Source organism: Haematobacter massiliensis (genome assembly GCF_000740795.1).
In the GTDB taxonomy this organism is placed as follows: Bacteria; Pseudomonadota; Alphaproteobacteria; order Rhodobacterales; family Rhodobacteraceae; genus Haematobacter; species Haematobacter massiliensis.
On sequence record NZ_JGYG01000003.1, the window covers coordinates 427116 to 448273 of the forward strand.

22 protein-coding genes and 2 riboswitches are annotated in these 21158 nt (G+C 65.5%); of the genes, 3 read left to right on the forward strand and 19 right to left on the reverse strand.

Features of this window, described 5'->3' with window-relative positions; all coding sequences use genetic code 11:
• The 5 genes from CN97_RS07820 to CN97_RS07840 all read right to left on the reverse strand — a co-directional run bounded on the left by CN97_RS07820 (position 1) and on the right by CN97_RS07840 (position 3931).
• Positions 1 to 348 (reverse strand): VOC family protein, encoded by a 348-nt coding sequence (locus CN97_RS07820; RefSeq protein ID WP_035709381.1) that lies wholly within the window; start codon positions 346 to 348, stop codon positions 1 to 3.
• Entirely contained in the window at positions 345 to 704 is a 360-nt protein-coding gene (gene gcvH, locus CN97_RS07825; protein WP_035709617.1) for a glycine cleavage system protein GcvH, read from the reverse strand. Before gcvH ends, CN97_RS07820 begins: the two co-directional genes overlap by 4 nt.
• A gap of 30 nt (positions 705 to 734) precedes the next feature.
• A complete protein-coding gene (gene gcvT, locus CN97_RS07830) occupies positions 735 to 1850 on the reverse strand; it encodes a glycine cleavage system aminomethyltransferase GcvT (RefSeq protein ID WP_035709384.1) in 1116 nt (371 codons plus the stop codon).
• 69 nt (positions 1851 to 1919) lie between these two features.
• Positions 1920 to 1982, reverse strand: a riboswitch (glycine riboswitch).
• 3 nt (positions 1983 to 1985) lie between these two features.
• Positions 1986 to 2074, reverse strand: a riboswitch (glycine riboswitch).
• Positions 2075 to 2202: 128 nt separating this feature from the next.
• The gene (locus CN97_RS07835) at positions 2203 to 3564 is read right to left on the reverse strand and encodes an ammonium transporter (protein ID WP_035709386.1); all 1362 of its coding nucleotides are present in this window, start codon (positions 3562 to 3564) and stop codon (positions 2203 to 2205) included.
• Between the two features lie 28 nt (positions 3565 to 3592).
• Complete coding sequence (locus CN97_RS07840; RefSeq protein WP_035709620.1) at positions 3593 to 3931, reverse strand: P-II family nitrogen regulator; 339 nt, start codon at positions 3929 to 3931, stop codon at positions 3593 to 3595.
• A gap of 296 nt (positions 3932 to 4227) precedes the next feature.
• Between CN97_RS07840 and CN97_RS07845 the strand changes: the two genes are divergently transcribed.
• A complete protein-coding gene (locus CN97_RS07845; RefSeq protein ID WP_035709388.1) occupies positions 4228 to 6435 on the forward strand; it encodes a transglycosylase domain-containing protein in 2208 nt (735 codons plus the stop codon).
• Positions 6436 to 6587: 152 nt separating this feature from the next.
• On the opposite strand, the gene CN97_RS07850 is transcribed toward CN97_RS07845, so the two are convergent.
• From CN97_RS07850 to CN97_RS07870, 5 genes are all read right to left on the reverse strand, one after another.
• Positions 6588 to 7160: an MlaC/ttg2D family ABC transporter substrate-binding protein gene (locus CN97_RS07850; protein ID WP_242685193.1), complete on the reverse strand. Its 573-nt coding sequence runs from the start codon at positions 7158 to 7160 to the stop codon at positions 6588 to 6590.
• 28 nt (positions 7161 to 7188) lie between these two features.
• Complete coding sequence (locus tag CN97_RS07855) at positions 7189 to 8007, reverse strand: MlaA family lipoprotein (protein WP_242685194.1); 819 nt, start codon at positions 8005 to 8007, stop codon at positions 7189 to 7191.
• Positions 8008 to 8114: 107 nt separating this feature from the next.
• On the reverse strand, positions 8115 to 9551 hold the full coding sequence (locus CN97_RS07860; RefSeq protein ID WP_035709394.1) for a UdgX family uracil-DNA binding protein: 1437 nt from the start codon (positions 9549 to 9551) through the stop codon (positions 8115 to 8117).
• Positions 9551 to 10735, reverse strand: a complete 1185-nt coding sequence (locus CN97_RS07865; protein ID WP_035709396.1) for a putative DNA modification/repair radical SAM protein — start codon at positions 10733 to 10735, stop codon at positions 9551 to 9553. Before CN97_RS07865 ends, CN97_RS07860 begins: the two co-directional genes overlap by 1 nt.
• Positions 10736 to 10811: 76 nt before the next feature.
• Positions 10812 to 11726 (reverse strand): 2-hydroxyacid dehydrogenase, encoded by a 915-nt coding sequence (locus CN97_RS07870; RefSeq protein ID WP_051911051.1) that lies wholly within the window; start codon positions 11724 to 11726, stop codon positions 10812 to 10814.
• Between the two features lie 150 nt (positions 11727 to 11876).
• On the opposite strand from CN97_RS07870, the gene CN97_RS07875 reads away from it, so the two are divergent.
• Positions 11877 to 12500, forward strand: a complete 624-nt coding sequence (locus tag CN97_RS07875; protein WP_035709398.1) for an exopolysaccharide biosynthesis protein — start codon at positions 11877 to 11879, stop codon at positions 12498 to 12500.
• 12 nt (positions 12501 to 12512) lie between these two features.
• The gene (locus tag CN97_RS07880) at positions 12513 to 13172 is read left to right on the forward strand and encodes a sulfite oxidase-like oxidoreductase (protein WP_035709400.1); all 660 of its coding nucleotides are present in this window, start codon (positions 12513 to 12515) and stop codon (positions 13170 to 13172) included.
• Here the strand turns inward: CN97_RS07880 and CN97_RS07885 are convergent.
• The 9 genes from CN97_RS07885 to CN97_RS07925 form a co-directional block, all read right to left on the reverse strand.
• Entirely contained in the window at positions 13160 to 14611 is a 1452-nt protein-coding gene (locus CN97_RS07885) for an FAD-binding oxidoreductase (protein WP_035709403.1), read from the reverse strand. The genes CN97_RS07880 and CN97_RS07885 overlap by 13 nt on opposite strands.
• A 60-nt stretch (positions 14612 to 14671) precedes the next feature.
• Positions 14672 to 15484 carry an MBL fold metallo-hydrolase gene (locus CN97_RS07890; RefSeq protein ID WP_084684040.1) on the reverse strand — a complete coding sequence of 271 codons (813 nt, stop codon included), beginning with the start codon at positions 15482 to 15484 and terminating at the stop codon, positions 14672 to 14674.
• A gap of 72 nt (positions 15485 to 15556) precedes the next feature.
• Positions 15557 to 16138: a GNAT family N-acetyltransferase gene (locus CN97_RS07895; RefSeq protein WP_088217222.1), complete on the reverse strand. Its 582-nt coding sequence runs from the start codon at positions 16136 to 16138 to the stop codon at positions 15557 to 15559.
• Complete coding sequence (locus CN97_RS07900; RefSeq protein ID WP_035709407.1) at positions 16138 to 17394, reverse strand: M16 family metallopeptidase; 1257 nt, start codon at positions 17392 to 17394, stop codon at positions 16138 to 16140. The genes CN97_RS07895 and CN97_RS07900 overlap by 1 nt, the downstream gene beginning before the upstream one ends.
• Complete coding sequence (thrC, locus tag CN97_RS07905) at positions 17395 to 18783, reverse strand: threonine synthase (protein ID WP_035709410.1); 1389 nt, start codon at positions 18781 to 18783, stop codon at positions 17395 to 17397.
• The gene (locus CN97_RS07910) at positions 18780 to 19484 is read right to left on the reverse strand and encodes an SURF1 family protein (RefSeq protein ID WP_051911052.1); all 705 of its coding nucleotides are present in this window, start codon (positions 19482 to 19484) and stop codon (positions 18780 to 18782) included. The genes thrC and CN97_RS07910 overlap by 4 nt, the downstream gene beginning before the upstream one ends.
• Before the next feature lie 70 nt (positions 19485 to 19554).
• Positions 19555 to 20361, reverse strand: coding sequence for a cytochrome c oxidase subunit 3 (locus CN97_RS07915; RefSeq protein WP_035709413.1), 807 nt, complete (start codon positions 20359 to 20361; stop codon positions 19555 to 19557).
• A gap of 25 nt (positions 20362 to 20386) precedes the next feature.
• Positions 20387 to 20959 carry a cytochrome c oxidase assembly protein gene (locus CN97_RS07920; RefSeq protein WP_254915486.1) on the reverse strand — a complete coding sequence of 191 codons (573 nt, stop codon included), beginning with the start codon at positions 20957 to 20959 and terminating at the stop codon, positions 20387 to 20389.
• Positions 20956 to 21156 (reverse strand): hypothetical protein, encoded by a 201-nt coding sequence (locus tag CN97_RS07925; RefSeq protein WP_035709416.1) that lies wholly within the window; start codon positions 21154 to 21156, stop codon positions 20956 to 20958. The genes CN97_RS07920 and CN97_RS07925 overlap by 4 nt, the downstream gene beginning before the upstream one ends.
• Positions 21157 to 21158 lie beyond the last annotated feature (2 nt).

Consider the following 21158-nt stretch of genomic DNA (forward strand, 5'->3'; position numbering starts at 1 on the left):
TCAGGCATGGCTCAGAACGTTGACGAGATTGCCCGCCGGATCGCGAAGAAAGACGCGGCGGACGCCCCATGGCTCTTCCATGGGACCGTATTCGATGGCTGCACCGTGCGAGGTTGCACGCTCCAGCACACTGTCGAGATCATCGACCTCGATGGAGAGGGCGGGGAGCGGGGTACCGCTGCCGCCCTCGGAGGCGAGGCTCATCTGGGTGGTGGACGCGTCCCCGGCAAGCGTGACGATGAAACCGTGATCCATCACCGGACGAAGACCGAACACCGCCTCATAGAAGGCGGCGAGGCGCTGCGGATCGGCCGAAGGCAAGTTCGGCACGATCCGCAGGACGGTCACGAGATGAAGTCCTTGTAGGCGTCCTCGTCCATGAAGTCTTCGATCAGGTCGATCGAATCGAGCTTCATCTTGAAGAACCACGCCGCCCCCTGCGCGTCGTCGTTGACGAGGGCGGGGTTTTCGGAGAGCACGGTATTCACCTCCACGATCTCGCCCTCCACAGGGGCGAGGATGTCGGAGGCGGCCTTGACGCTCTCGATCACCACGACTTCGTCGCTCTGGGCGACCATGGTGCCCGGCTCCGGCAGTTCCACGAAGACCACGTCGCCCAGCTGCTCGGCGGCATAGTCCGTGATTCCAACCACGACGAGGTCACCCTCGACGCGGAGCCATTCATGTTCTTCCGTAAACCGGATCGTTCCGTTGGCGACGCTCATTTTCCCTCGCTAGCGTTTGTAAGTGGCGGGACGGAAAGGCAGGTCGGTGACGATGGCGGCCATCCGGCGGCCCCGCACCTCGCCCCAGACAGTCGTGCCGGAGGCGGAGAGTTCCATGGGAAGATAGCCCATCGACATCGGGCGCGCGATACTCGGCCCGAAACCGCCCGACGTGACTTCTCCCACGGGATCACCGCCCGTTTCGGCGGCATAAAGGGGTGTGCCCTCCCGCATGGGGGCGCGCCCCTCCGGCAGCAGGCCGACACGCCGCCGGGCGGCGCCGGTTTCCAGCTCTTCCAGAATACGCGATGCGCCGGGGAATCCGCCCGCGCGGGCGCCCCCCGTGCGGCGCACCTTCTGCATCGCCCATTCCAGCGCGCCCTCGACGGGCGTCGTGGTGGTATCGATGTCATGGCCATAAAGGCACAGGCCCGCCTCCAGCCGCAGGCTGTCCCGCGCGCCAAGGCCGATGGGCAGGACCTCCTCCATGGCAAGGAGCGCCTCTGCCAGCGCCAGGGCCTTGGACTCCGGCACGGAGATCTCGAACCCGTCCTCGCCGGTATAGCCGGAGCGCGAGATCCACAGATCGGCCCCGTCCCACGCATGGGTGGCGACATCCATGAAGCGCATGTCCGCCACGCCGGGAACCAGCCGGGCCAGCGCGGCCTCCGCTTGCGGCCCCTGCAGGGCAAGCAGCGCGCGGTGTGTCAGCGGTTCCACCGTGACGCGGGTGCCGATGGTGCGCTGCATATGGGCGATATCGTCGTCCTTGCAGGCGGCGTTCACCACGACGAACAGATGGTCGCCACGGTTCGCCACCATTAGGTCGTCCAGAATGCCGCCATCGTCATTGGTGAAGAGCGCATAGCGCTGCCGCCCTTCCTTCAGCCCGAGGATATCGACCGGAACCAGCGTCTCCAGCGCTTCCGCCGCGCCGTCACCGCGGAGGATCACCTGCCCCATGTGACTGACATCGAACAGACCCGCGGCGTCCCGCGTATGGAGATGTTCCTTCATCACGCCGGCAGGATACTGCACGGGCATGTCGTACCCCGCGAAGGGCACCATCTTCGCGCCGAGGCGCAGATGCAGATCATGAAGGACCGTTTGCTTCAGCCCGGCCATCTTAGTCTCCCCGTCTCGCCGGCAAGACCCGGCACCCTGGAACGGATTACCCCCGCTCGTAGGTGCCCCCTCTGTCCTTTGCGCCTGAGATCGTTATCCCTTCGGCGGACGCTGTCGCGCCTCTCTCCAGAGTCTTTTGCCAGAACGGTCCGTTCGCCTGAGAGTTTACCGGGGCGGTTGCTCCTTCGGCACCGGGATTTCACCGGTTCTCCCGATCCTGACAGGCCCGCTCTAGCCCGAGGCGGGTGTCTCTGGCAAGGGGCTTGGCAAGGGCCGCCTGCGCCCTATGGCCCGAAAGCCGAACGGGCGAGGTTTCCCCCGCCCATCTGCATGTTTTCGCGGCAGACGCCGATCAGTAGTGGTAGGCGCTTTCGCCGTGCGAGGTCAGGTCGAGACCCTGACGCTCCGAGTCCGCGGTGACGCGAAGGCCGACGATCATGTCCACGATCTTGAACAGGATGAAGGACGCCACACCACACCACACGATCGTCACGAGAACCGCCTTGATCTGCACCCAGACCTGCGCCCCCATCGTCACGCCTTCCGCATAGCCGATACCGCCGAGCGAGGTGGAGGCGAAGATGCCGGTGCCGATGGCGCCGACGATGCCGCCCACGCCGTGGATGCCGAACACGTCAAGGCTGTCGTCGTAGCCGAACTTGATCTTGATGACCGCGACGAAGAAGTAACAGACCACCGAAGCGATCGCGCCGAGGACGATGGCGCCGATCGGGCCGATGATGCCTGCCGCCGGGGTAACGGCAACAAGACCCGCCACCAGACCGGAAGCCGCGCCGAGCATGGAGGCCTTGCCGCGGGCCAGCCCTTCGACGATGCACCAGGCAAGAATCGCGCCTGCCGTTGCCGTGAAGGTGTTGATCATAGCCAGCGCTGCGCCGCCGTTCGCCTCGAGGTTGGAACCGGCGTTGAAACCGAACCAGCCAACCCACAGAATGGAAGCGCCGACCATGGTGAGCGTCATCGAATGCGGCGCCATCATGTCCTTGCCGTAGCCGATACGGGGACCGATCACCAGCGCCCCGACGAGCGCCGCGATACCGGCGTTGATGTGGACGACCGTGCCGCCCGCGAAGTCGAGCGCGCCCCAGTTGTAGATCATGCCCGCCGAATCCCAGACCATATGCGCGATCGGGAAGTAGACGACCGTGACCCACAGCAGGATGAAGAGCATGAGGGCGGAGAACTTGATCCGCTCGGCGAAGGAACCGACGATCAGCGCGGGCGTGATGCAGGCGAAAGTCATCTGGAAACAGATGAACACATATTCCGGGATCACGTAGTCATCCGAGAAGGTCGCGGCCATGCTGTCCATGGTCACGCCGGACAGGAACATCTTGGCCAGACCGCCCCAGTAGGGGCTGGTGGAGCCGCCAAAGGCCATGGAATAGCCGTAAACGACCCAGACCACGATCACCATCGCGGTAATGAGCGTACACTGCATGAGCACGGAGAGCATGTTCTTCGTGCGGACGAGACCGCCGTAGAACAGCGCGAGACCCGGCAGGATCATGAAGAGCACGAGCACGGTCGAAACGAGCATCCACGCCACGTCGCCCTTGTCCATCGTCGGCCCGACTGCCTCCACCACCGTCTCCACGGCGGGTGTCGTGGCATCCTGCGCCCAGGCGAGGGCCGGTGCGAGCGCCGTCAGCGCGGTCGCCGCCCCCCCCCAGAAAATATTCCTCGATTTCATTTGCGAATACCTTTCTGTCCCGTCCGCGTTACAGCGCGTCGTCGTTGATTTCGCCCGTCCGCACCCGGACAGCCTGGGCCACGTCGAGAACGAAGATCTTGCCGTCGCCGATCTTGTCGGTTCGCGCGGTTCTCTGAATTGTCTCGACCACCTGATCGGCCAGCACGTCGCTTACGACGATCTCCAGCTTGATCTTCGGAACGAAGTTCACGGCATATTCGGCGCCCCGGTAGATCTCGGTATGACCCGATTGCGACCCGAAGCCCTTGATCTCGGTCACCATCATGCCGCGAACGCCAATGGACGTGAGCGCTTCGCGCACCTCCTCCAGCTTGAACGGCTTGATTGCTGCGATGATGAGTTTCACGTCCATACCCTTCCGTTAAGGGAGGCTTCTTGCGAGCCCACGGCGATAGCAGGCGCATAAGCCCCCGTTCTGACAAGGCATTAGCTCACAAAAGCGTCATTCACGCGAGGACAATATGCCTGATTTTTGTACATTTTCGGCACATCGCATAATATTAGGGCGTTTTGTAAACCAGACTGTGATCGTCCCGCTCTCCCCTTCCGCTTAAATTGCGCTATGCTGCGGCATCAAATCATCAGACCGACCCGCTTCAGGCATCCAGCTCAGGCGCGAGGACGGCGACAGGCGAGCTGAGGATGAGCAACAACGGCCGGACCCGCCCTCCCCTGGTGGCGGATCGTCGATACCCTTCCGGAAAGACAGCCGGTAAATCGCAGCCTCGCAAGGCTGCGCCCGCGAAATCCCCCGCCAAGGCAAAGCGGAAGGTCAGCAACCGGCGGCGTGGCGCAGGTGGCTCTGCCCTCCGTCGCATTCCAGTGATCGGCTTCTTCGTGGCGCTGTTTTCCGGCCTGTTCAGGCTATCGCTGCGGGTGGTCTGGGGCGCTGCATGGCGCCTTGGCATGGTTGCTGCCCTGATTCTGGGCGGGGCGATCTTCTATTTCTATTCCCAGCTTCCCGATGTCACCGCCCTGCTGGACGGCCGCAACCGCGGCTCCGTGACCATGCTCGACAAGGACGGCCGGCCCTTCGCCTGGCGGGGCGAAACCTTCGGTGGAGAGATCAGCGCCCAACATATCTCGCCCAACCTGCGCAATGCGGTGATCGCCACGGAGGACAAACGGTTTTACAGCCACTTCGGGATCTCGCCTCGTGGCATTCTCTCCGCCGTGGCGATCAACATGCGTGCGGGCCGCGGACCTTTCGAGGGCAATGGCGGCTCCACCATCACCCAACAGGTCGCGAAACTGCTCTGCCTCGGCGTGCCCTATGATCCGAAGGCATGGAAGAACGAGGCGGAATACGAGGCGGATTGCCGCGTCTCCTCTCTCGTGCGGAAGATCAAGGAAGTCCCCTACTCCATGGCCATGGAGGCCAAGTACACCAAGGACGAGATCCTCACGATCTATATCTCCCGCGCCTATCTGGGTGCGGGCACACGGGGTTTCGAGGCCGCGGCCCAGCGGTATTTCGGCAAATCCGCCGCCGAGGTCACTCCGGCGGAAGCGGCGATGCTGGCGGGGCTGCTGAAGGCGCCGTCCTATTACGCGCCGACCAACAACCTGTCCCGCTCCCAGGAACGGGCGAATGTCATCATCGGGCTGATGGCGGAGCAGGGCTACCTGACGGCCAAGCAGGCGCAGCAGGCGCAGGCGCAGCCAGCCCGTCTCTCCGACAGCGCCGCCCAGCAGGCGGGCGGCTACTTCGCCGACTGGGTGATGGAATCCGGCCCCTCGTTCCTCACCACACAGACCATGGAGGACGTGGTCATCCGCACCACGCTCGATCCCCGGCTGCAACGGGCGGCCGAATCGGCGCTGACCGACGTATTCGAGACCAAGGTGAAAGAGGGTTCCACGGCGCAGGCCGCCATCGTGGTCATGTCGGCGGACGGGGCGGTGCGGGCCATGGTGGGCGGACGCAGGAGCCAGGTCTCCGGCGCGTTCAACCGGGCGACGCAGGCGCTCCGCCAGACCGGCTCCTCCTTCAAGCCGTTCATCTATGCCACCGCGCTCAATCAGGGAGCGCATTACAACGACTACGTGGTGGACGAGCCACTGACGATCAATGTTCCCGGCTCTGGCCCATGGTCGCCGCAGAACTATACCCGGGGCGAATACAAGGGGCGGGTCACGCTGACCCAGGCGCTGAAACTGTCGCTCAACATCCCGGCGGTGAAAATCTCCGAAGGCATGGGGCGGGACAATGTACGCCGCACGGCGGAAGCCTTCGGCATCCGGTCCGACATCGCCGCCGGTCCGGCCATGGCGCTCGGCACCTCGGAATCCACGTTGCTGGAGATGACGGGCGCCTATGCCGGCCTGCTGAACGGCGGCAGCCACGTGACACCCTATGGCCTGGTGGATCTCACGCTCAGGGGCGATTCGTCGCCGCTGATCGGGCAGACGGGCGGGATCGGCAATCGGGTGATCTCGGAGCAGGCGTCGCGCGAGCTGAACTACATGATGAACCAGGTGATCGAGAGCGGCACCGGCACCCGTGCCCGCCTGCCGGGGCGGGAGGCCGCCGGCAAGACCGGCACGACCTCCGCCGCGCGGGATGCCTGGTTCATCGGCTTCACCGCGGATTACGTTGCCGGGGTCTGGATGGGCTATGACGACAACCGGCCGCTCTCAGGTGTGACGGGCGGCGGGCTTCCCGCAGACATCTGGCGCGAGGTGATGCTTCGCGTGCATGAGGGGCTGCCCGCCCGCCAGCTTCCCATGATCGTGCCCGCCCCGGAGCCGCCGCCCCAGGTGGCCGAGGAACGGCGGGAGGAGCGGCCGCGCGGCAACCGGGTGGACGATTTCATCGGCAACATCCTCCAGTCCATTCTCGGGAACTGAGGGTTTGGGCCAATGACGGGGCCGCTGCAGGCCGAACGGAGCAAGGGGAGCGCAGAGCCCTCATGCGCGGATGCGCCGCATGTTCGAAACGCAAAAGGCCGGGGGTCAATGCCCCCGGCCTTTCTGGTTTCGATACGGTCTACGGCCCGGCTTCAGCCCGCGCGTTGCAGCGCCGCCGTCAGACGGGCGATATCGCCGCCATTCTGGTCGAGCATCGCCTGAACCTCCGTCCGTTCCGTTGCCAGCATGTTCACTCCCTCGATGATGAGGTTGAAGAACTTGTTGGCGCCGCTGCGATCGGACACCTGCCAGCGGACATCGAACGGTTGCTGCCCGCGCAGGCGGGCCACGGAGGTCACCTCGAAGAAGCTGTTGACCTGGCGGGAGCCCGTCACTTCGATCTGCCCGCCGATGAAGTCGCGGAAACGCTTGCCGTACTTGCGGGCGATATAGCCCTGGAAGGCCTGGGTATAAGCGCGCATCTGTGCGGCCGGCGTCTGCCGCGCCTTCGGGCCGAGGCAGCTTGCCGCGATGGTCGGCACGTCGGCATACTGGGAAAAGACGCGCTCGAACTCCTTGTACATCGCCTGCTCCGGCATGCCGGAGGAAATGATGCGGTTGATGTCGGCCACCAACCTGTCGATCAGCGCGCGAGCCTCTCCCGTCGTCAGCGCCAGAGCGCGGCCGGCGGGCAGCGTGGCGACCAACAGACCGGCACCGATCATCGTCAGCACGCTCCGGCGCGAAGGCCCCTCAGCGGCCAAGAGCGGCATAGGGGTCGTAGGTGTCGGAATAGATGTCGTCCGTGCCGCTCGTCTGGGACGAAGTGCCGTAGAGGTCGTCGTAAGGGTCATAGGCATCAGCCTCCGATGATTGGTCTCCTCGCAGCTTGGCGCGCCGCGACTGAAGGTAGAGAAGTCGGGCCTGCGCATAGCTGTCGGCGCTGTCATATAGGATGGAGTCCACGAAATCCGAGTAAGCATATCGTGTTCCGAGCAGCCGCCCCACGCGTGACACTGTCGCGATCTCCGGCACCGGGCTTTCCGCGAACAGGCCAAGCGGGTTGCTGACCACGTCCACGACCATGCCCGCCACATCGCGGTTGGTGGAGGGTCCGAGGAACGGCAGCTCGACGTAGCTGCCCTCTCGCATGCCCCAGACGTGCAGGGTCTCGCCGAAGTCCGTTTCGATCCGCGGCAGTCCCATGGAGGTCGCCGGATCGAGAAGGCCGAGCACCCCGATCGTCGAGTTCACCACGAACCGCAGGCCGTTCTGGGCAAAGGTCTGGGGGCGCCCCTGAAGCGCGCCGTTGATCGCCTCGCTCGGCAGGCCGAGGTTGGAGGATACGTTGGCGACACCGTCGCGGATCGGCGGCGGGACGATGGTGCCGTAAACCTCCGACGCGGGGCGGTAGAGCACTTTGTCCACCCCGATGTTGAAGGAGTGGCGACGGCGGTTACCATCTTCATGCGGATCATTGATACCCGAGGGAATCGGGGCGGGGCCGCAGCCGGCGACAAGTGCCGTAAGAAGGGCAAGGGCGGCTACGCTCTTGGCGGTCTGGCGGATCACAGGCTTCTCCCTGAAGAACATGGCTTGCCGGAGGGCTCGGCCCGTGCCCGGATCGCCGGTCAGGGATAGGGCGTGAGGACAGGGGACACAAGCGCGAATGCCCCCGCTCACGCCGCGTCCCGCAGGAAGTCGAGCGCCGTGGCAAGATCGCTGCGGAATTGCCGCTCGGCGGCGAGCCGCATCTCTGGCTCCGGCACACGCAGGAGATAGGAGGGGTGCCAGGTCAGAAGGAGCGGCGCGCCGGTCGTGTCCCGTTCGAACTTTCCCCGCCGCTGCGTCAGCCCCTTGCCGTTCCCGGTCAATGCCTCGGCCGCCGTGGCACCCATCCCGACAATCAGCCGCGGACGGAGTCGCGCCCGCTCTATGTCGAGCCACCAACGGCAGGCCATGATTTCGCCGCCATTGGGGCGCTGGTGCAGGCGGCGCTTGCCGCGCGGCAGGAATTTGAAGTGCTTCACCGCATTGGTGATCCATGCCTGCTCCCGCGACAGCCCGACCTCCTGCGCCACGCGGTCGAAAAGCTGCCCCGCCGGGCCGACAAAGGGCCGTCCCGCGAGATCCTCCTGATCGCCCGGCTGCTCGCCCACGATCATCAGTCCGGCATCCGCCGGACCCTCGCCGAAGACAGTCTGCGTCGCATTATGGCAAAGGTCGCAGCGTGTGCAGACCGCCGCCTGACGCCGCGCCTCGGCCAGCGGCGGCAGATCGGCCGACAGTTCAGGCGGCGAGGGGCTGCGCGCGGCCGCGAGACGAAGCGCATGGGCGGGCGGCATCGTCGGCAGCGCGCCCCGCATCTCCGCCGTGCGGCGGGGGGCATCGGCGATCATGCCGGGGATCAGCGATGTCTCGGGCAGGTTCTTCCAGTAGCGGCGGGGCATTTCCGCCGTCATCGCCTTCACCTTCAGCCGCGCGGGGTTGAAGATGGAGACGAAATAGGTGTGCCACAGCGCCTCCGCCCCATCGGGCGGAAGATCAGGGCGTGGGGAGGGAGGGCCGAATGTCAGCCGCCCCCCTTGCCAGAAGGCGGTCATCTCCGGCGTTGCGATCAGGAAATCCATCTGCGCATGACGCTCGGCAAAGAACGGCACTGCCCGTTCGGTGATGAAGTGCTGCGGCTCGAACCATGCGGCGAAACGAAGCCGCCCTTCCTCCTCCGGCAGCGCGCGGAAGCGGAGAAACGCGTGCATCTTGTGAATGTCGCGACGAACCGACTTCTCCATGCGTCTTGCCCCGTCGACCATCGGATCGGCACGGTCGCCCAGCAACCCCGGTGCATCCTGAAGCCGCAGAAGCAGGGCGTACAGCCGGTCATGCGCCGTAGCGTCGCGATGACAGGAGACCGCCTCCGCCAGATCGAGAAACGCACGGGGGACGCGGAGCTGGCGTTGCGACGGCGGCAGCGGGTGCTCCTGCCCCAGCAATCCCGGCGTGGCATCGCGGGTAAAGCTCACCTCCTCCGCCGGAATGCCCGCCCCCGCAAGCGCGCGGGCGGCGTCCCGCCAGACGGCGAATGTGCCGAAGGCGGGCAGCACCACCTGCCGCATCAGAACAGTTCCAGCTGACGGGGGGCGGGCAGAGGCACCTCCGGGCGGCGCGTGGGCCGCCAGCCTTCCGCGGTGACGAAGGGCGCGGCCTTCCGCATCGCCGCGCCGAGCCGGAGCAAATCCTCATAGCGGAGCCGCCGCTCCCGCCTGCTGGACAGGATGCGATCCACCGTCTTGACGCCGAAGCCCGGCACGCGAAGCAGCAATTCCCGCTCCGCCCGGTTCACATCCACCGGGAAACGATCCTGATTGGCAAGCGCCCATGCAAGCTTGGGATCGCAGGCGAGATCCAGCATGCCGGTTTGCGGCGTCACCTCCTCCACCCCGAACCCGTAGAAGCGCAGCAGCCAGTCCGCCTGATACAGCCGGTGCTCCCGCATCAGCGGCGGACGGACGAGCGGCAGCCGCGCCGAGGCATCCGGGATCGGCGAAAAGGCGGAGTAATACACCCGCGACAGGGCATAGGAGGAGTATAGCCGCGCGGCCTGCCCGAGAATCGCCGCGTCATCCGTGCCGTCCGCGCCGACGATCATCTGGGTGGATTGGCCGGCCGGGGCGAATTGCGGGGCTGAGGTGCCGCGATGGCTCACATCCCTGGCGGCCTCCCGCTCCAGCCGCACCGCGCCCATGGCGCGGCGGATGCTGGCGGCGTCCTTTTCCGGTGCGAGATGGCGAAGGCTTTCATCCCGTGGAAGTTCGATATTGATGGAAACCCGGTCCGCGAACAGTCCCGCCTGCCGCACCAATTCGGGCGCGGCATCGGGAATGGTCTTCAGATGGATATAGCCCCGGAAACCATGGGTCTGACGCAGATCCCGCGCCACCCTCACCATCTCTGCCATCGTCTCGTCGGGGGAGCGGATGATGCCGGATGACAGGAACAGCCCCTCGACATAGTTCCGCCGGTAGAAATCGAGCGTGAGGCCCACGATCTCCTCCACCGTGAACCGCGCCCGCCGCACATTGGAGGAAGCGCGGTTCACGCAATACACACAGTCGTAGATGCAGAAGTTGGTCAGCAGCACCTTCAACAGGGAGATGCAGCGCCCGTCCGGCGCATAGGCGTGGCAAATGCCCATGCCACCGCCTCCCGACCGGTCAGACCCGCTGGAGGCACAGGAGGCGTCGTATTTCGCCGCGTCCGACAGGATCGCGAGCTTTTCGTTCAGGGTGAGTCGCGTCATTCGTTCATGATATGTTCACGAAACGCGCTCTGCAATGTCACAGGACATGGCGCGGGCCGAAACCCGCGCCGTAAAGTCACACGATACGCGCATCCATGGCGCGGCCCTCGATATAATCCCGCAGATTCGATACGACCTTTCCCGCCATTCGGGTGCGTGTCTCCACAGTCGCGCTGGCGGCATGGGGGGTGAGCACGGTGCGGGGAGAGGCGATGAGGCCGGGATGCGGACGCGGCTCGTCCTCGAACACATCGAGCCCTGCCCCCGCGATCCGGCCCGCGTCCAGCGCCGCGACCAGGGCCGCCTCGTCCACCAGTTGCCCGCGCGCGATGTTCACCAGGAAGCCTTGCGGCCCGATCCTGTCCAGCATGGCGGCATCGACGACATGGAAGGTTTCCGCCGTGCCCGGCGCGGCCAGCACCAGCGTGTCGCACCAGTCCGCCAGCCCCGCAAGAGTATCGAAATAGCGCTGCGGCGCGTCGCGCCTGCTGCGGTTGTGGTAGCCCACCTCCATCCGGAAGGCCTCGGCCCGGCGGGCGATCTCCACCCCGATGTCGCCCATCCCGAAGATGCCGAGCTTCTTGCCCGCCATGGTATGGGTGAGCCAGGCCTTGCCCTCCCGCGCCCAGCCGCCGTCGCGGGCAAAGCGGTCCTGCGGCAGAAGCTCCCGGTGCAGCGCGATGGTGAGCATGAGCGCGCAATCGGCCACGTCGTCGTTCAGCGTGCCCCGGGTGGTGGCGACGATGATGCCGCGACGCCTGCATTCCTCCAGATCGAGCTTGTCGGTGCCGACGCCGAAGACCGAGATCATCTTCACATTGGGGAGCCTTGACAGCACCTCCGCCGGCACACCTTCTGCGGCGAAGGTCACCACCGCTTCGACCTCCGGCATTTCGGCGCCCGTATCGCGAACCAGCTCGGCGACGACGGCGAGATCCTCCTGCGGCTGTCCGGTAAGGGGCGAAAGCTGAAGCGTCACGGGTCTGGGCATGGTCTGTCTCGCATGATGAGGGGTCGGCATCAGGGGTAGCGCCCGTCTCCGCAGGTTTCCAGTGCTCATCATTCTGCGCCGCAGCGACGCATTGCCAAACCGGGCCGGGACAGGCAGTCTGCAGTCAGGCAGCGGAGCAGGGAACAAGGCATGCAATTCAGCGACACCAATCAGGATCTCGGCACGACGCTGCGCGGCACGATCGGGCGGATCCAGGGCAAGACGATCACGCTGCGCGCGCTGATGGAGGATATGGGGGAGCAGGGGCTTCTGCTGATCTGCGCCATTGCCGCCCTGCCCTTCCTGATCCCGGTGTCGATCCCCGGCGTGTCCACCGTCTTCGGCGCGGCGATCATCCTGATCGCCATCGCGGTCACGCTGAACCGGATGCCGTGGCTGCCGCGCAAGGTGCTGGACCGCGAGATTGCGACGGAAAAGCTCAAACCGGCGCTGGAGCGGGGCGTGAACATCGTGGAGCGGATCAACCGCTTCATCAAGCCCCGGCTTTACGCGATGACCGAAGGGGGCCTCGTCACCCGGATCAACGCTCTCGCCATCGCGGTGTCGGGCCTGCTGCTGATGGCACCGTTCGGCTTCGTTCCCTTCTCCAACACGCTGCCTGGCGTTGCGGTGCTGCTGCTCGCGCTCGGCATGATCCAGCGGGACGGGCTGGTGGTCATCGGCGGCTACGTGATGATGTTCGGAACCATGGTGTATTTCACCGTGTTGTTCTGGCTGGCATTCCGCGCGGGACAACTGGCCCTCGGCGGCTGAACCGGAGGTGCCGTGTCCGACAGCGATGAAACCAAGCTGACCCGTACGAAGCGGAAATGGGCGGAGGAGGGGCGTTTCCTCACCGGCCGTGGCACGGCCGGGCGCATCGCGGAGGGCGAACGGCTTCCTCCCGGTCAGCATCTGGTCAAGGACTGGCCGGTGCTCGACCTTGGCGTGGAGCCGGAGATACCGCTCGACCGATGGCGGCTGGAGATCACCGGCTTTGCCCGGAACCGCACCACGCTCGACTGGGCGGCCTTCACCGCACTGCCACAGCACGAGCTGACCACCGACATTCATTGCGTCACCACATGGTCGCGCTACGACAACCCGTGGAAAGGCGTGCTGACGCGCGATCTCCTCGCCCTCGCGGAACCGATGGCGGAGGCGGAATTCGTGCTGCTGGAAAGCGCGGATGGCTACACGACCAACCTGCCGCTCGACGATTTCGCCGCAGAGGAGACGGTGCTCGCCACCCATTGGAACGGCGCCCCGCTGACGCGGGACCATGGCGGCCCGATGCGGCTGGTGGTGCCGCATCTCTACTTCTGGAAAAGCGCCAAATGGCTCACGCGGATCGAATTCATCGGCCGCGACCGCGCCGGATTCTGGGAGCGGAACGGCTATCACATGCGCGGTGATCCCTGGTCGGAGGAACGCTACTCCGACTGACCCAGAGCTGCGTGACCCATGGCTGCCGCTGGGATCATCACGCCGGGATTGAGGATACCCGGAGGATCAAGCGCCCTTTTGATCGCCGCCATCGCCGCGATCCGGGCAGGGTCGCCATAATGCGCGACATCGCCCGTCCGCGCCCGACCCACGCCATGCTCCGCGCTGAACGCGCCGCCTCGTTCCGCCACCTTGTCATAGACAAGGAGTGCGAGGTCCGCCGCCTGCGCGGCATAGTCGGCCCGGCCGCGGCCTTCCGCCGGAAACAGGTTGAAATGCAGGTTGCCGTCGCCCACATGGCCGAAACAGTTGATCCGGACGCCGGCCGGGGTGAGCGCTGCCTCCGCTTCCGCGATGAAATCAGCCAGCCGGGACAGCGGGACGGAAATATCGTGGCTTGAGATCGCGCCGATTCGGCGATTGGCTTCCGGGATGCTTTCGCGGAAGGCCCAGAAGGCCTGCCGCTGGGCCTCCGACGCGGCGATGACCCCATCCGTCACCAGACCGCGCTCCATCGCCTCCGCCAGCAGTGCTTCGAGCACTTCCGCCGGTTCCCCCGAAGACAGGCCGAGGTCGATCAGCACCGACCAGCCGGGAAGCGGCAGAGGCAGACGCACATCCGGCATCGTCTCCGCCATGAACGCATAGCTGTTGCGCCCGATCAGCTCAAAGGCCGAAACCCCTTCCCCGATCCGATCACGGGCAAGCGCGAGCAGCGACAGGGCCTCCGCCGGGCCGGGTACCACCACCATCGCCGCTCCGGTCGCGGCAGGACGCGGAAAGAGTTTCAGCATGGCACCCGTGATGATGCCCAGCGTCCCCTCCGCCCCGATCAGCAGACCGCGCAGGTCATAGCCCGTGTTATCCTTCCTGAGCCGTTTCAGCCCATGCATGATCGAGCCGTCCGGCAGCACCGCCTCTATCCCAAGGCATAGCTCCCGTGCGGTGCCGTAGCGCAGAACATTGACCCCGCCCGCATTGGTAGACAGACAGCCACCGATCTGCGCTGTCCCCTGAGACGCGAGGGTGAGAGGGAACAGCCGCCCGGCAGCCTCCGCCGCGTGGTGAATGGCCTCGATGGTCGCGCCCGCCTCCACCTCCAGCACGTTTTCCTCCGGCCAGACCCCCCGAATGGCGGTCATCCGGTCGAGCGACAGCAGGAGCGGCAGCCCCTCTGCCATGACCTGCCCGCCGACCAGCCCGGTGCCGCCGCCAAGCGGCACGATGGGCACAAGGGCCTCCGCCGCGGCACGCACGATCTCCGCCACCTCCTCCGTGGACCGGGGGCGCGCGACCGCCCCGGCCCGGCCCTGCCAGCGGCCGCGCGGCTCCTCTAGATCGCGCGGCTCGGGGGCCCGGAGCGTGTCGGGCGGCAGCCGGGATGCGAGCCTGGTCAGGAAGCCGGCGTCTGCGGGATTGAGCCGAGAGGAATTGAACATGAGGGCACCTCCATGCGCGGGAGACAGCACAGACCGTCCACCCGGACAAGCCCCGGTTCCCTAATTCAGCCAGCGGGGTTCCAGAACGATCACAGTCGGCTCCGAAGGCAGCGACCGGAGGGAAACTTCCAACTCGCTCGTGCCGGCGCGGGATATGCGGAAGGAACCCGACATCCCATCCAGAAACTGTTGCAACGTCCCCTCGCCGAACCAGTGCATGGGCAGCACGATCGAGGAGCGGAACCGCTGCAGCGCCCGGATCAGCGTCGGATGGTCCAGCGTCAATCCGCCATCCACCGGCACCATCACCACATCGAGCCGCCCGATCATCGCATATTGCTCCGGCGTAGGCTCATGATGCAGATGGCCGAGATGGCCGATGCACAGGCCAGCCGCCTCGAAGATGAAGATCGAGTTGCCGAAATCCCGCTCCCCACCGCGAAAATCGCGGGTCGTGGTCGGCACGTTGCGGATGAGGATTTCGCCGAGATCCAGGTAACGGTCGGCGGGGGAGCCATCCTCTTCCCACCCGGGAAGGACATGGGGGATACGCGGGTCCGGGTTCCAGGTGAAATGCGTGGAATGCGCGTTGTTCATTGTCACCACATCCGGCACCAGGTCCACGCCGAGCCGCCCGGTGTAGTCCGTGGCAAGGTTCAGACCCCGCGCGGTCTGAAGGAGATAGGTGGCGTGGTTCACGAAGCTCAGCCGGACCGTCTCCTCCGGCACGGGGTCGCGCCAGGAGGCCTTGTGGAGCAGCGGTGTCCCCCCGGCGAGCGCAACACAATGGCTGGGCGTGCGCCCGCTCTCCTGCGCCCCGGCCAGGGCGGGCATCAGCGCAAGCGTCGTTGCAAGGACGGAGGCGAGGCGCATCGGCAATCTCCCGGAACGCGAAAAGCCTAGGGCGAGATGCGCGATTTCCGTCCTGACATTTCCGCGAGCGGGCTATCCGGCGTCGGTGCGTCCCCGCCGGTCATGACGGAGATTGGCGTAGAGAACGTGGTTCCGCCAGCGCCCGTTGATCTGCAGATAGCTCTGCGCGACGCCCTCATACTTGAACCCCGCCGTTTCCAGCACTCCGCGGGACGCGGCATTTTCGGGCAGGCAGGCGGCCTCGATCCGGCTGAGGTTCAGGTCGGTGAAGGCGTGGATCACGACCGCGTTGATCGCCTCCCGCATATAGCCCTGCCGGGCGAAGGGCTGGCCGACCCAGTAGCCCAGTACGCCGCATTGCGCAGGCCCGCGGCGGATATTGTCGAGTGTGATGGCTCCAACAAGCACGCCATCCTCGCGGCGGATCAGAAACAGCGGCAGGGCCGTTCCGTTGGCATGGGCGCGGGCGGACCAGTAGACCCGGTTGGTGAAGGCCTTGCGCGCCAGATGGTCAGGGGCCCAGGCGGGTTCCCAGGGCACCAGAAAGGCGGCGCTGTCCCGCCGGAGCGTGGACCAGGCACGGAAGTCGCTGTGGACCGGCAGGCGCAGTACAAGCCGCGCCGTGTCGATCTGCACACGCCGCCGTCCGAACATCAGGCAGCAAGGTCCATGCGCAATTGCTGAAGCTCGGGGGCGGCGGAGTCAGGCCCGTAGATCGCCATCGCGGAGGGCGCGGTGACCAGCCGCCCGGCGTAGCCGCGCACCTTGTCCCGCGTCACATCCTCAATATGGGCGACCGCTTCATCCAGATCAGGCACACGTCCGAAGATGGCAAGCAGCCGCGCCAGCCGCTCCGCACGGGCTGAGGCGCTCTCCAGCCCCATGACCAGACCCGCCTTCATCTGCGCCCGCGCCCGCGCCACCTCTGCCTCCGACATGTCGTCGGCGGCCCGGCGCAGTTCGGCGATGGTCAGTTCGGTCAGCGCGCCGATTTCCTCCGCCGAGGTGCCGGCATAGATGGTCATCAGCCCGGTTTCGTCATAGGCGCCCGCCTGGGTGAAGATGGAGTAGCACAACCCCTTCTCCTCCCGGATCTTCTGGAACAGACGGGAGGACATGCCCCCGCCCATTGCCGTGGCATAGACCTGCGCGGTGTGGAAATCAGGGTGCCGGTAGCCCGGCCCCTCGAACCCGAGCGTGAAGTGAAGCTGCTCCAGTTCCTTCACCTCCCGCCGCTCCCCGCCCGTGAAGTGCGCGGTGCTGGGACGCAGCGACCGCAGCGGGGAAAGCTGACCGAAAGTGGTTTCTGCCAGCTTCACGATCGCATCGTGATCGACGGCTCCAGCCGCCGCGAGGATCATCTCGTCCGGCCCATAATGCTCCGCCACGAAACGCCGAAGCTCGGGCTGTCCGAAGCTGCTCACCCGCTCCGCCGGGCCGAGGATCGAACGCCCGAGCGGCTGATCCGCGAAAGCGGCCTCCTGAAGCCAGTCGAAGATGATGTCATCGGGCGTATCCAGTGCCTGACCGATCTCCTGCAGGATGACATGGCGCTCCACGTCGATCTCCCGCTGATCGAAAACCGGGTTCAGCACGATGTCGGAAATGACGTCGAAGGCCAGTTCCACATCCTCGCCCAGAACGCGGGCGTAATAGGCGGTCATCTCGCGGCTGGTATAGGCGTTGATGTAGCCGCCCACATCCTCGATCGCCTCGGCGATCTGCACGGCGGTCCGCTTCTTCGTGCCCTTGAACGCCATGTGTTCGAGGAAATGGGCGATCCCGTTCTCCTCCGCCCGCTCATGCCGGCCGCCTGCGGTGATCCAGACACCGAGCGAGGCGGACTTCAGCGCCGGCATGGTCTCTGTCACGATGCGGAAGCCGTTGGAGAGGGTGGTGATGCGGGTCAATTAGCGGATCCTTTTCCTTATGAGGGCTTCGAGCGCCCCGAGATCGTTCGGCACGTCCGTCACACGCTCCGGCCGGTCGAACAGGTCGGCCATGCGAGGCGGTAGCGCGGGACGTATGCCCGTCGCGGCTTCCACCGCGTCGGGAAATTTTGCGGGATGCGCGGTGGCCAGCGTGACCATCGGCACGGGGCCGGAGAGATGCTCCTCCGCCACCTTCACGCCAACGGCCGTATGCGGACAGATGAGCTCCCCCGTGGTCTCCCTCACGCGGCGAATCGTTGCGGAGGTCTCCTCTTCCGACGCGCGCCCCGATGCGAAGGTGGAGCGCAATGTCTCAAGGATGCCTTGCGAAATGGTGAAGCCGGCGCCCGATTTCAACTCCTCCATCATCAGCGTGACGGCACGCGCGTCACGCCCCGCCGCCTCGAACAGCGCGCGCTCGAAGTTGGAGGAGACCTGAATGTCCATGGAGGGCGAGATGGAGGGATGCACCCCCTCCATGCGGTAGCTGCCGCTGCGGAGCGCGCGATCCAGAATATCGTTCTGGTTGGTGGCGATCACCAGCTGCCCGATGGGCAGGCCCATGCGCTTGGCGATATGGCCTGCGAAGATGTCGCCGAAATTGCCGGTCGGCACGGTGAAATCCACCAGCCGGTGCGGCGCTCCCAGCGACACGGCCGAGGTGAAGTAATAGACGACCTGCGCCAGAACCCGCGCCCAGTTGATCGAGTTCACCCCGGCCAGCCGCACAGAATCACGGAAGGCGAAGTCGTTGAACATGTCCTTCAGCCGCGCCTGGCAATCGTCGAAATCGCCTTCCAGCGCGAGGGCATGGACATTTTCCTCCTCAGGGGTCGTCATCTGACGCCGCTGCACTTCCGAGACACGGCCCTTCGGGAACAGGATGAACACATCCACATTCGGCAGGCCGCGGAAGGCCTCGATAGCGGCGGAACCGGTGTCGCCGGAGGTCGCGCCGACGATCGTCACCCGCTCGCCCGACCGCGAGAGCGCGGCCTGAAAAAGCTGGCCGATGAGCTGCATCGCGAAGTCCTTGAAGGCCAGCGTCGGCCCGTGGAACAACTCAAGCAGGAAGTGATTGGGTTGAAGCTGCACGAGCGGCGCCCGCGCGGCATGACCGAACCCGGAATAGGCCCGCGCGATGATGGCCCGGAACTCCTCATCCGTGAACGTGTCGCCGATGAAGGGGCGCATCACGCGGAAGGCCGCTTCCTCATAGCTCTGGCCCGCCAGGTCGGCGATTTCCACCGGCGTCATCTGGGGGATGGTCTGCGGAACATAGAGCCCGCCGTCACGGGCAAGGCCGGTCAGCATCGCGGCTTCGAAGGACAGGACCGGCGCGGCCCCGCGGGTTGAGATATAGGTCATCGGGCAGGCTTTCGCTGGGCAGGCTTTCGGTGGTTTTCCCGCGTGATACGCCAGAGCAGGTAGCCTGTCATCCCCGCCCAGACGACGGCGAGCAGAAACCAGGTGACAGCGTACTGCAGATGATTGTTCGGAATGCCCTCCGCCCCCACGGGGACGGGTTCTGCGGCCGGGGTCATTTCCGTGGAGGTCCGGAGCACGACGAGCAGCGGCTCTGTCTCAAGTTGCTCGGCCATGGCGGGCACGTCGCGGGCGAACCAGATGCCGGTCTTCGCGTCGGGCGGCGGGGTGTAGCTGTCGCTGTCACGTGGCCACTGCAGGTTGCCGGTGATCGTCGCCTCCACCCCCGGGCGCGGAATGCCGCGCTCCATCTCCGGCAGGAAACCCCGATCGACGAGAATCCGCCGCCCGTCCGCCGTCACGAAGGCGGTGATGACGCGGTAGCCCGGCCCCTCTCCCTGACGGGAGGAAAGCACGAGGATTTCCTTGTCGGTGAACCGGCCCACTGCCGTCACGGGAAGATAGCGATCTCCCTCGGCGGTGGGATGCAGCGGCACGGGAACCGGCGGGGCGAGGATGGCCGCGTCAATCTGCGCCAGCATCTCCTCCTTCCAGGCGAGACGCTGGAGTTGCCAGATGCCGAGCGCCACCAGAATGCCGCAGCCGACCAGACCGAGGATCAGGGGCCAGAAGAGGCGACGCATACAGAACCTTTCCAACGGAAAAGCGCGCGCCTTTCGGCCCGCGCCCTGATTTAGCAACGGCAGGTGTTTCTCAGCCGCCCCAGATATAGACGGAAGCGAAAAGGAACAGCCAGACCACATCGACGAAGTGCCAATACCACGCCGCCGCCTCGAAGCCCACATGCTTGGACTGGGTAAAATCTCCCCGGCGGGCACGCAGCAGGCAGACGAAGAGGAAAATCGTCCCGATGATGACATGCGCCCCATGGAAGCCCGTCGCCATGAAGAACGTGGCCCCGTAGATATTGCCCGAGAAGCCGAAAGCCGCATGGCTGTACTCGTAGGCCTGAAACACCGTGAAGATGAGACCCAGGATGACGGCAATGGTCAGGCCCGTCACCACGTCCTTGCGGTTGTTCTCATGCACCAGCGCGTGGTGCGCCCAGGTGACGGCGCAGCCCGACAGCAGCAGGATCAGCGTGTTGATCAGCGGCAGGTGCCAGGGATCGAAGGTTTCGATGCCGGCAGGGGGCCAGGTGCCCGGAATGACCTCGGTGCCCTCGATCACTCCCATCGGGAAAAGCGCGTGAGCGAAGAAGTTCCAGAACCAGGCGGCAAAGAACATCACCTCGGATATGATGAACAGGATGACACCGTAGCGCAGGCCGATATCGACCACCGCCGTATGATCCCCCGCGCGGCTCTCCCGGATCACGTCGCCCCACCAGCCGACCATCACATAAGCGACGCCGACTGCCCCGATCAGAAAGATCCACGGCCCCGAGCCATGCATCCAGAGCACCGCCCCAAACAGCATGACGAAGCCTGAGACGGATGCCAGAAACGGCCAGATTGATGGCGGGAGGACGTGATAGTCGTGATTTTTGACATGCGCCATTGCTCTTCCCTCGCTGCGCCTTCGTTCAGTTCGTCGACGTCTGCTGGACAGCTTCGGGCAGATCCAGGACGTGGAATGTATAGGACAGGGTGATCGTATGGGCGTATTTGCCCTCGCGATCGTTCACGATGGCCGGATCCACGAAGAACGTGACGGGCATCTGGACCCGCTCACCCGGCTGCAGCACCTGCTCGGTGAAGCAGAAACATTCGATCTTGGCAAAATACCCGCCGGCCGCATAGGGCGTGACATTGTAGCTTGCCTGTCCGGCCACGGGTTTGTCGGTCGGGTTGTAGGCCTCATAGAAGGCAAGACCGGTTTCGCCGATCTTGATTTCCATCTCGTTGACCATCGGCTTGAACTGCCAGGGCATCCCGCGTTCGAGCGAAGCGTCGAAGCGGATGCGCAATGTCCGATCCAGAACCGTATCCGGTGCCGTGGCGGCAACGCTGGTTGTGCCGCCGAAGCCGGTGACCCGGCAGAACCAGTCGTAGAAGGGCACTGCCGCATAGGAGAGCGCCCCCATGAGGACGACGACGCCGACAAGCCGCAAGGCGATGCGACGGCTCCGCACGGCATCATTCAAAGAATTCTTCACGGCTTCGGCCCCCCGTCCTGCTGCTGCGCCATGGAGGGGCGGTAGCTATGGTCGAATCCCTCCATGCTCTCGCCGTTCTCGATCTTCACGATGGTGAGTCCGAAGACGATGGCGACGAAGGCGCCAAGGCTCAGGCCCAGCCCGAGATTCCGGCCGAAGCGTCTGCGATGAAGCTCATGATCCTTGGTGATCGCCATGT

Excerpts from the sequence above, each read along its gene's own strand:
- gcvT (WP_035709384.1), bottom strand. The coding sequence starts at position 1,850 with ATGGCCGGGCTGAAGCAAACGGTCCTTCATGATCTGCATCTGCGCCTC.
- CN97_RS07835 (WP_035709386.1), bottom strand. The coding sequence starts at position 3,564 with ATGAAATCGAGGAATATTTTCTGGGGGGGGGCGGCGACCGCGCTGACG.
- CN97_RS07845 (WP_035709388.1), top strand. The coding sequence starts at position 4,228 with ATGAGCAACAACGGCCGGACCCGCCCTCCCCTGGTGGCGGATCGTCGA.
- CN97_RS07850 (WP_242685193.1), bottom strand. The coding sequence starts at position 7,160 with ATGATCGGTGCCGGTCTGTTGGTCGCCACGCTGCCCGCCGGCCGCGCT.
- CN97_RS07860 (WP_035709394.1), bottom strand. The coding sequence starts at position 9,551 with ATGCGGCAGGTGGTGCTGCCCGCCTTCGGCACATTCGCCGTCTGGCGG.
- CN97_RS07865 (WP_035709396.1), bottom strand. The coding sequence starts at position 10,735 with ATGACGCGACTCACCCTGAACGAAAAGCTCGCGATCCTGTCGGACGCG.
- CN97_RS07870 (WP_051911051.1), bottom strand. The coding sequence starts at position 11,726 with ATGCCCAGACCCGTGACGCTTCAGCTTTCGCCCCTTACCGGACAGCCG.
- CN97_RS07875 (WP_035709398.1), top strand. The coding sequence starts at position 11,877 with ATGCAATTCAGCGACACCAATCAGGATCTCGGCACGACGCTGCGCGGC.
- CN97_RS07885 (WP_035709403.1), bottom strand. The coding sequence starts at position 14,611 with ATGTTCAATTCCTCTCGGCTCAATCCCGCAGACGCCGGCTTCCTGACC.
- CN97_RS07890 (WP_084684040.1), bottom strand. The coding sequence starts at position 15,484 with ATGCGCCTCGCCTCCGTCCTTGCAACGACGCTTGCGCTGATGCCCGCC.
- CN97_RS07895 (WP_088217222.1), bottom strand. The coding sequence starts at position 16,138 with ATGTTCGGACGGCGGCGTGTGCAGATCGACACGGCGCGGCTTGTACTG.
- thrC (WP_035709410.1), bottom strand. The coding sequence starts at position 18,783 with ATGACCTATATCTCAACCCGCGGGGCCGCGCCGGTCCTGTCCTTCGAA.
- CN97_RS07910 (WP_051911052.1), bottom strand. The coding sequence starts at position 19,484 with ATGCGTCGCCTCTTCTGGCCCCTGATCCTCGGTCTGGTCGGCTGCGGC.
- CN97_RS07915 (WP_035709413.1), bottom strand. The coding sequence starts at position 20,361 with ATGGCGCATGTCAAAAATCACGACTATCACGTCCTCCCGCCATCAATC.
- CN97_RS07925 (WP_035709416.1), bottom strand. The coding sequence starts at position 21,156 with ATGGCGATCACCAAGGATCATGAGCTTCATCGCAGACGCTTCGGCCGG.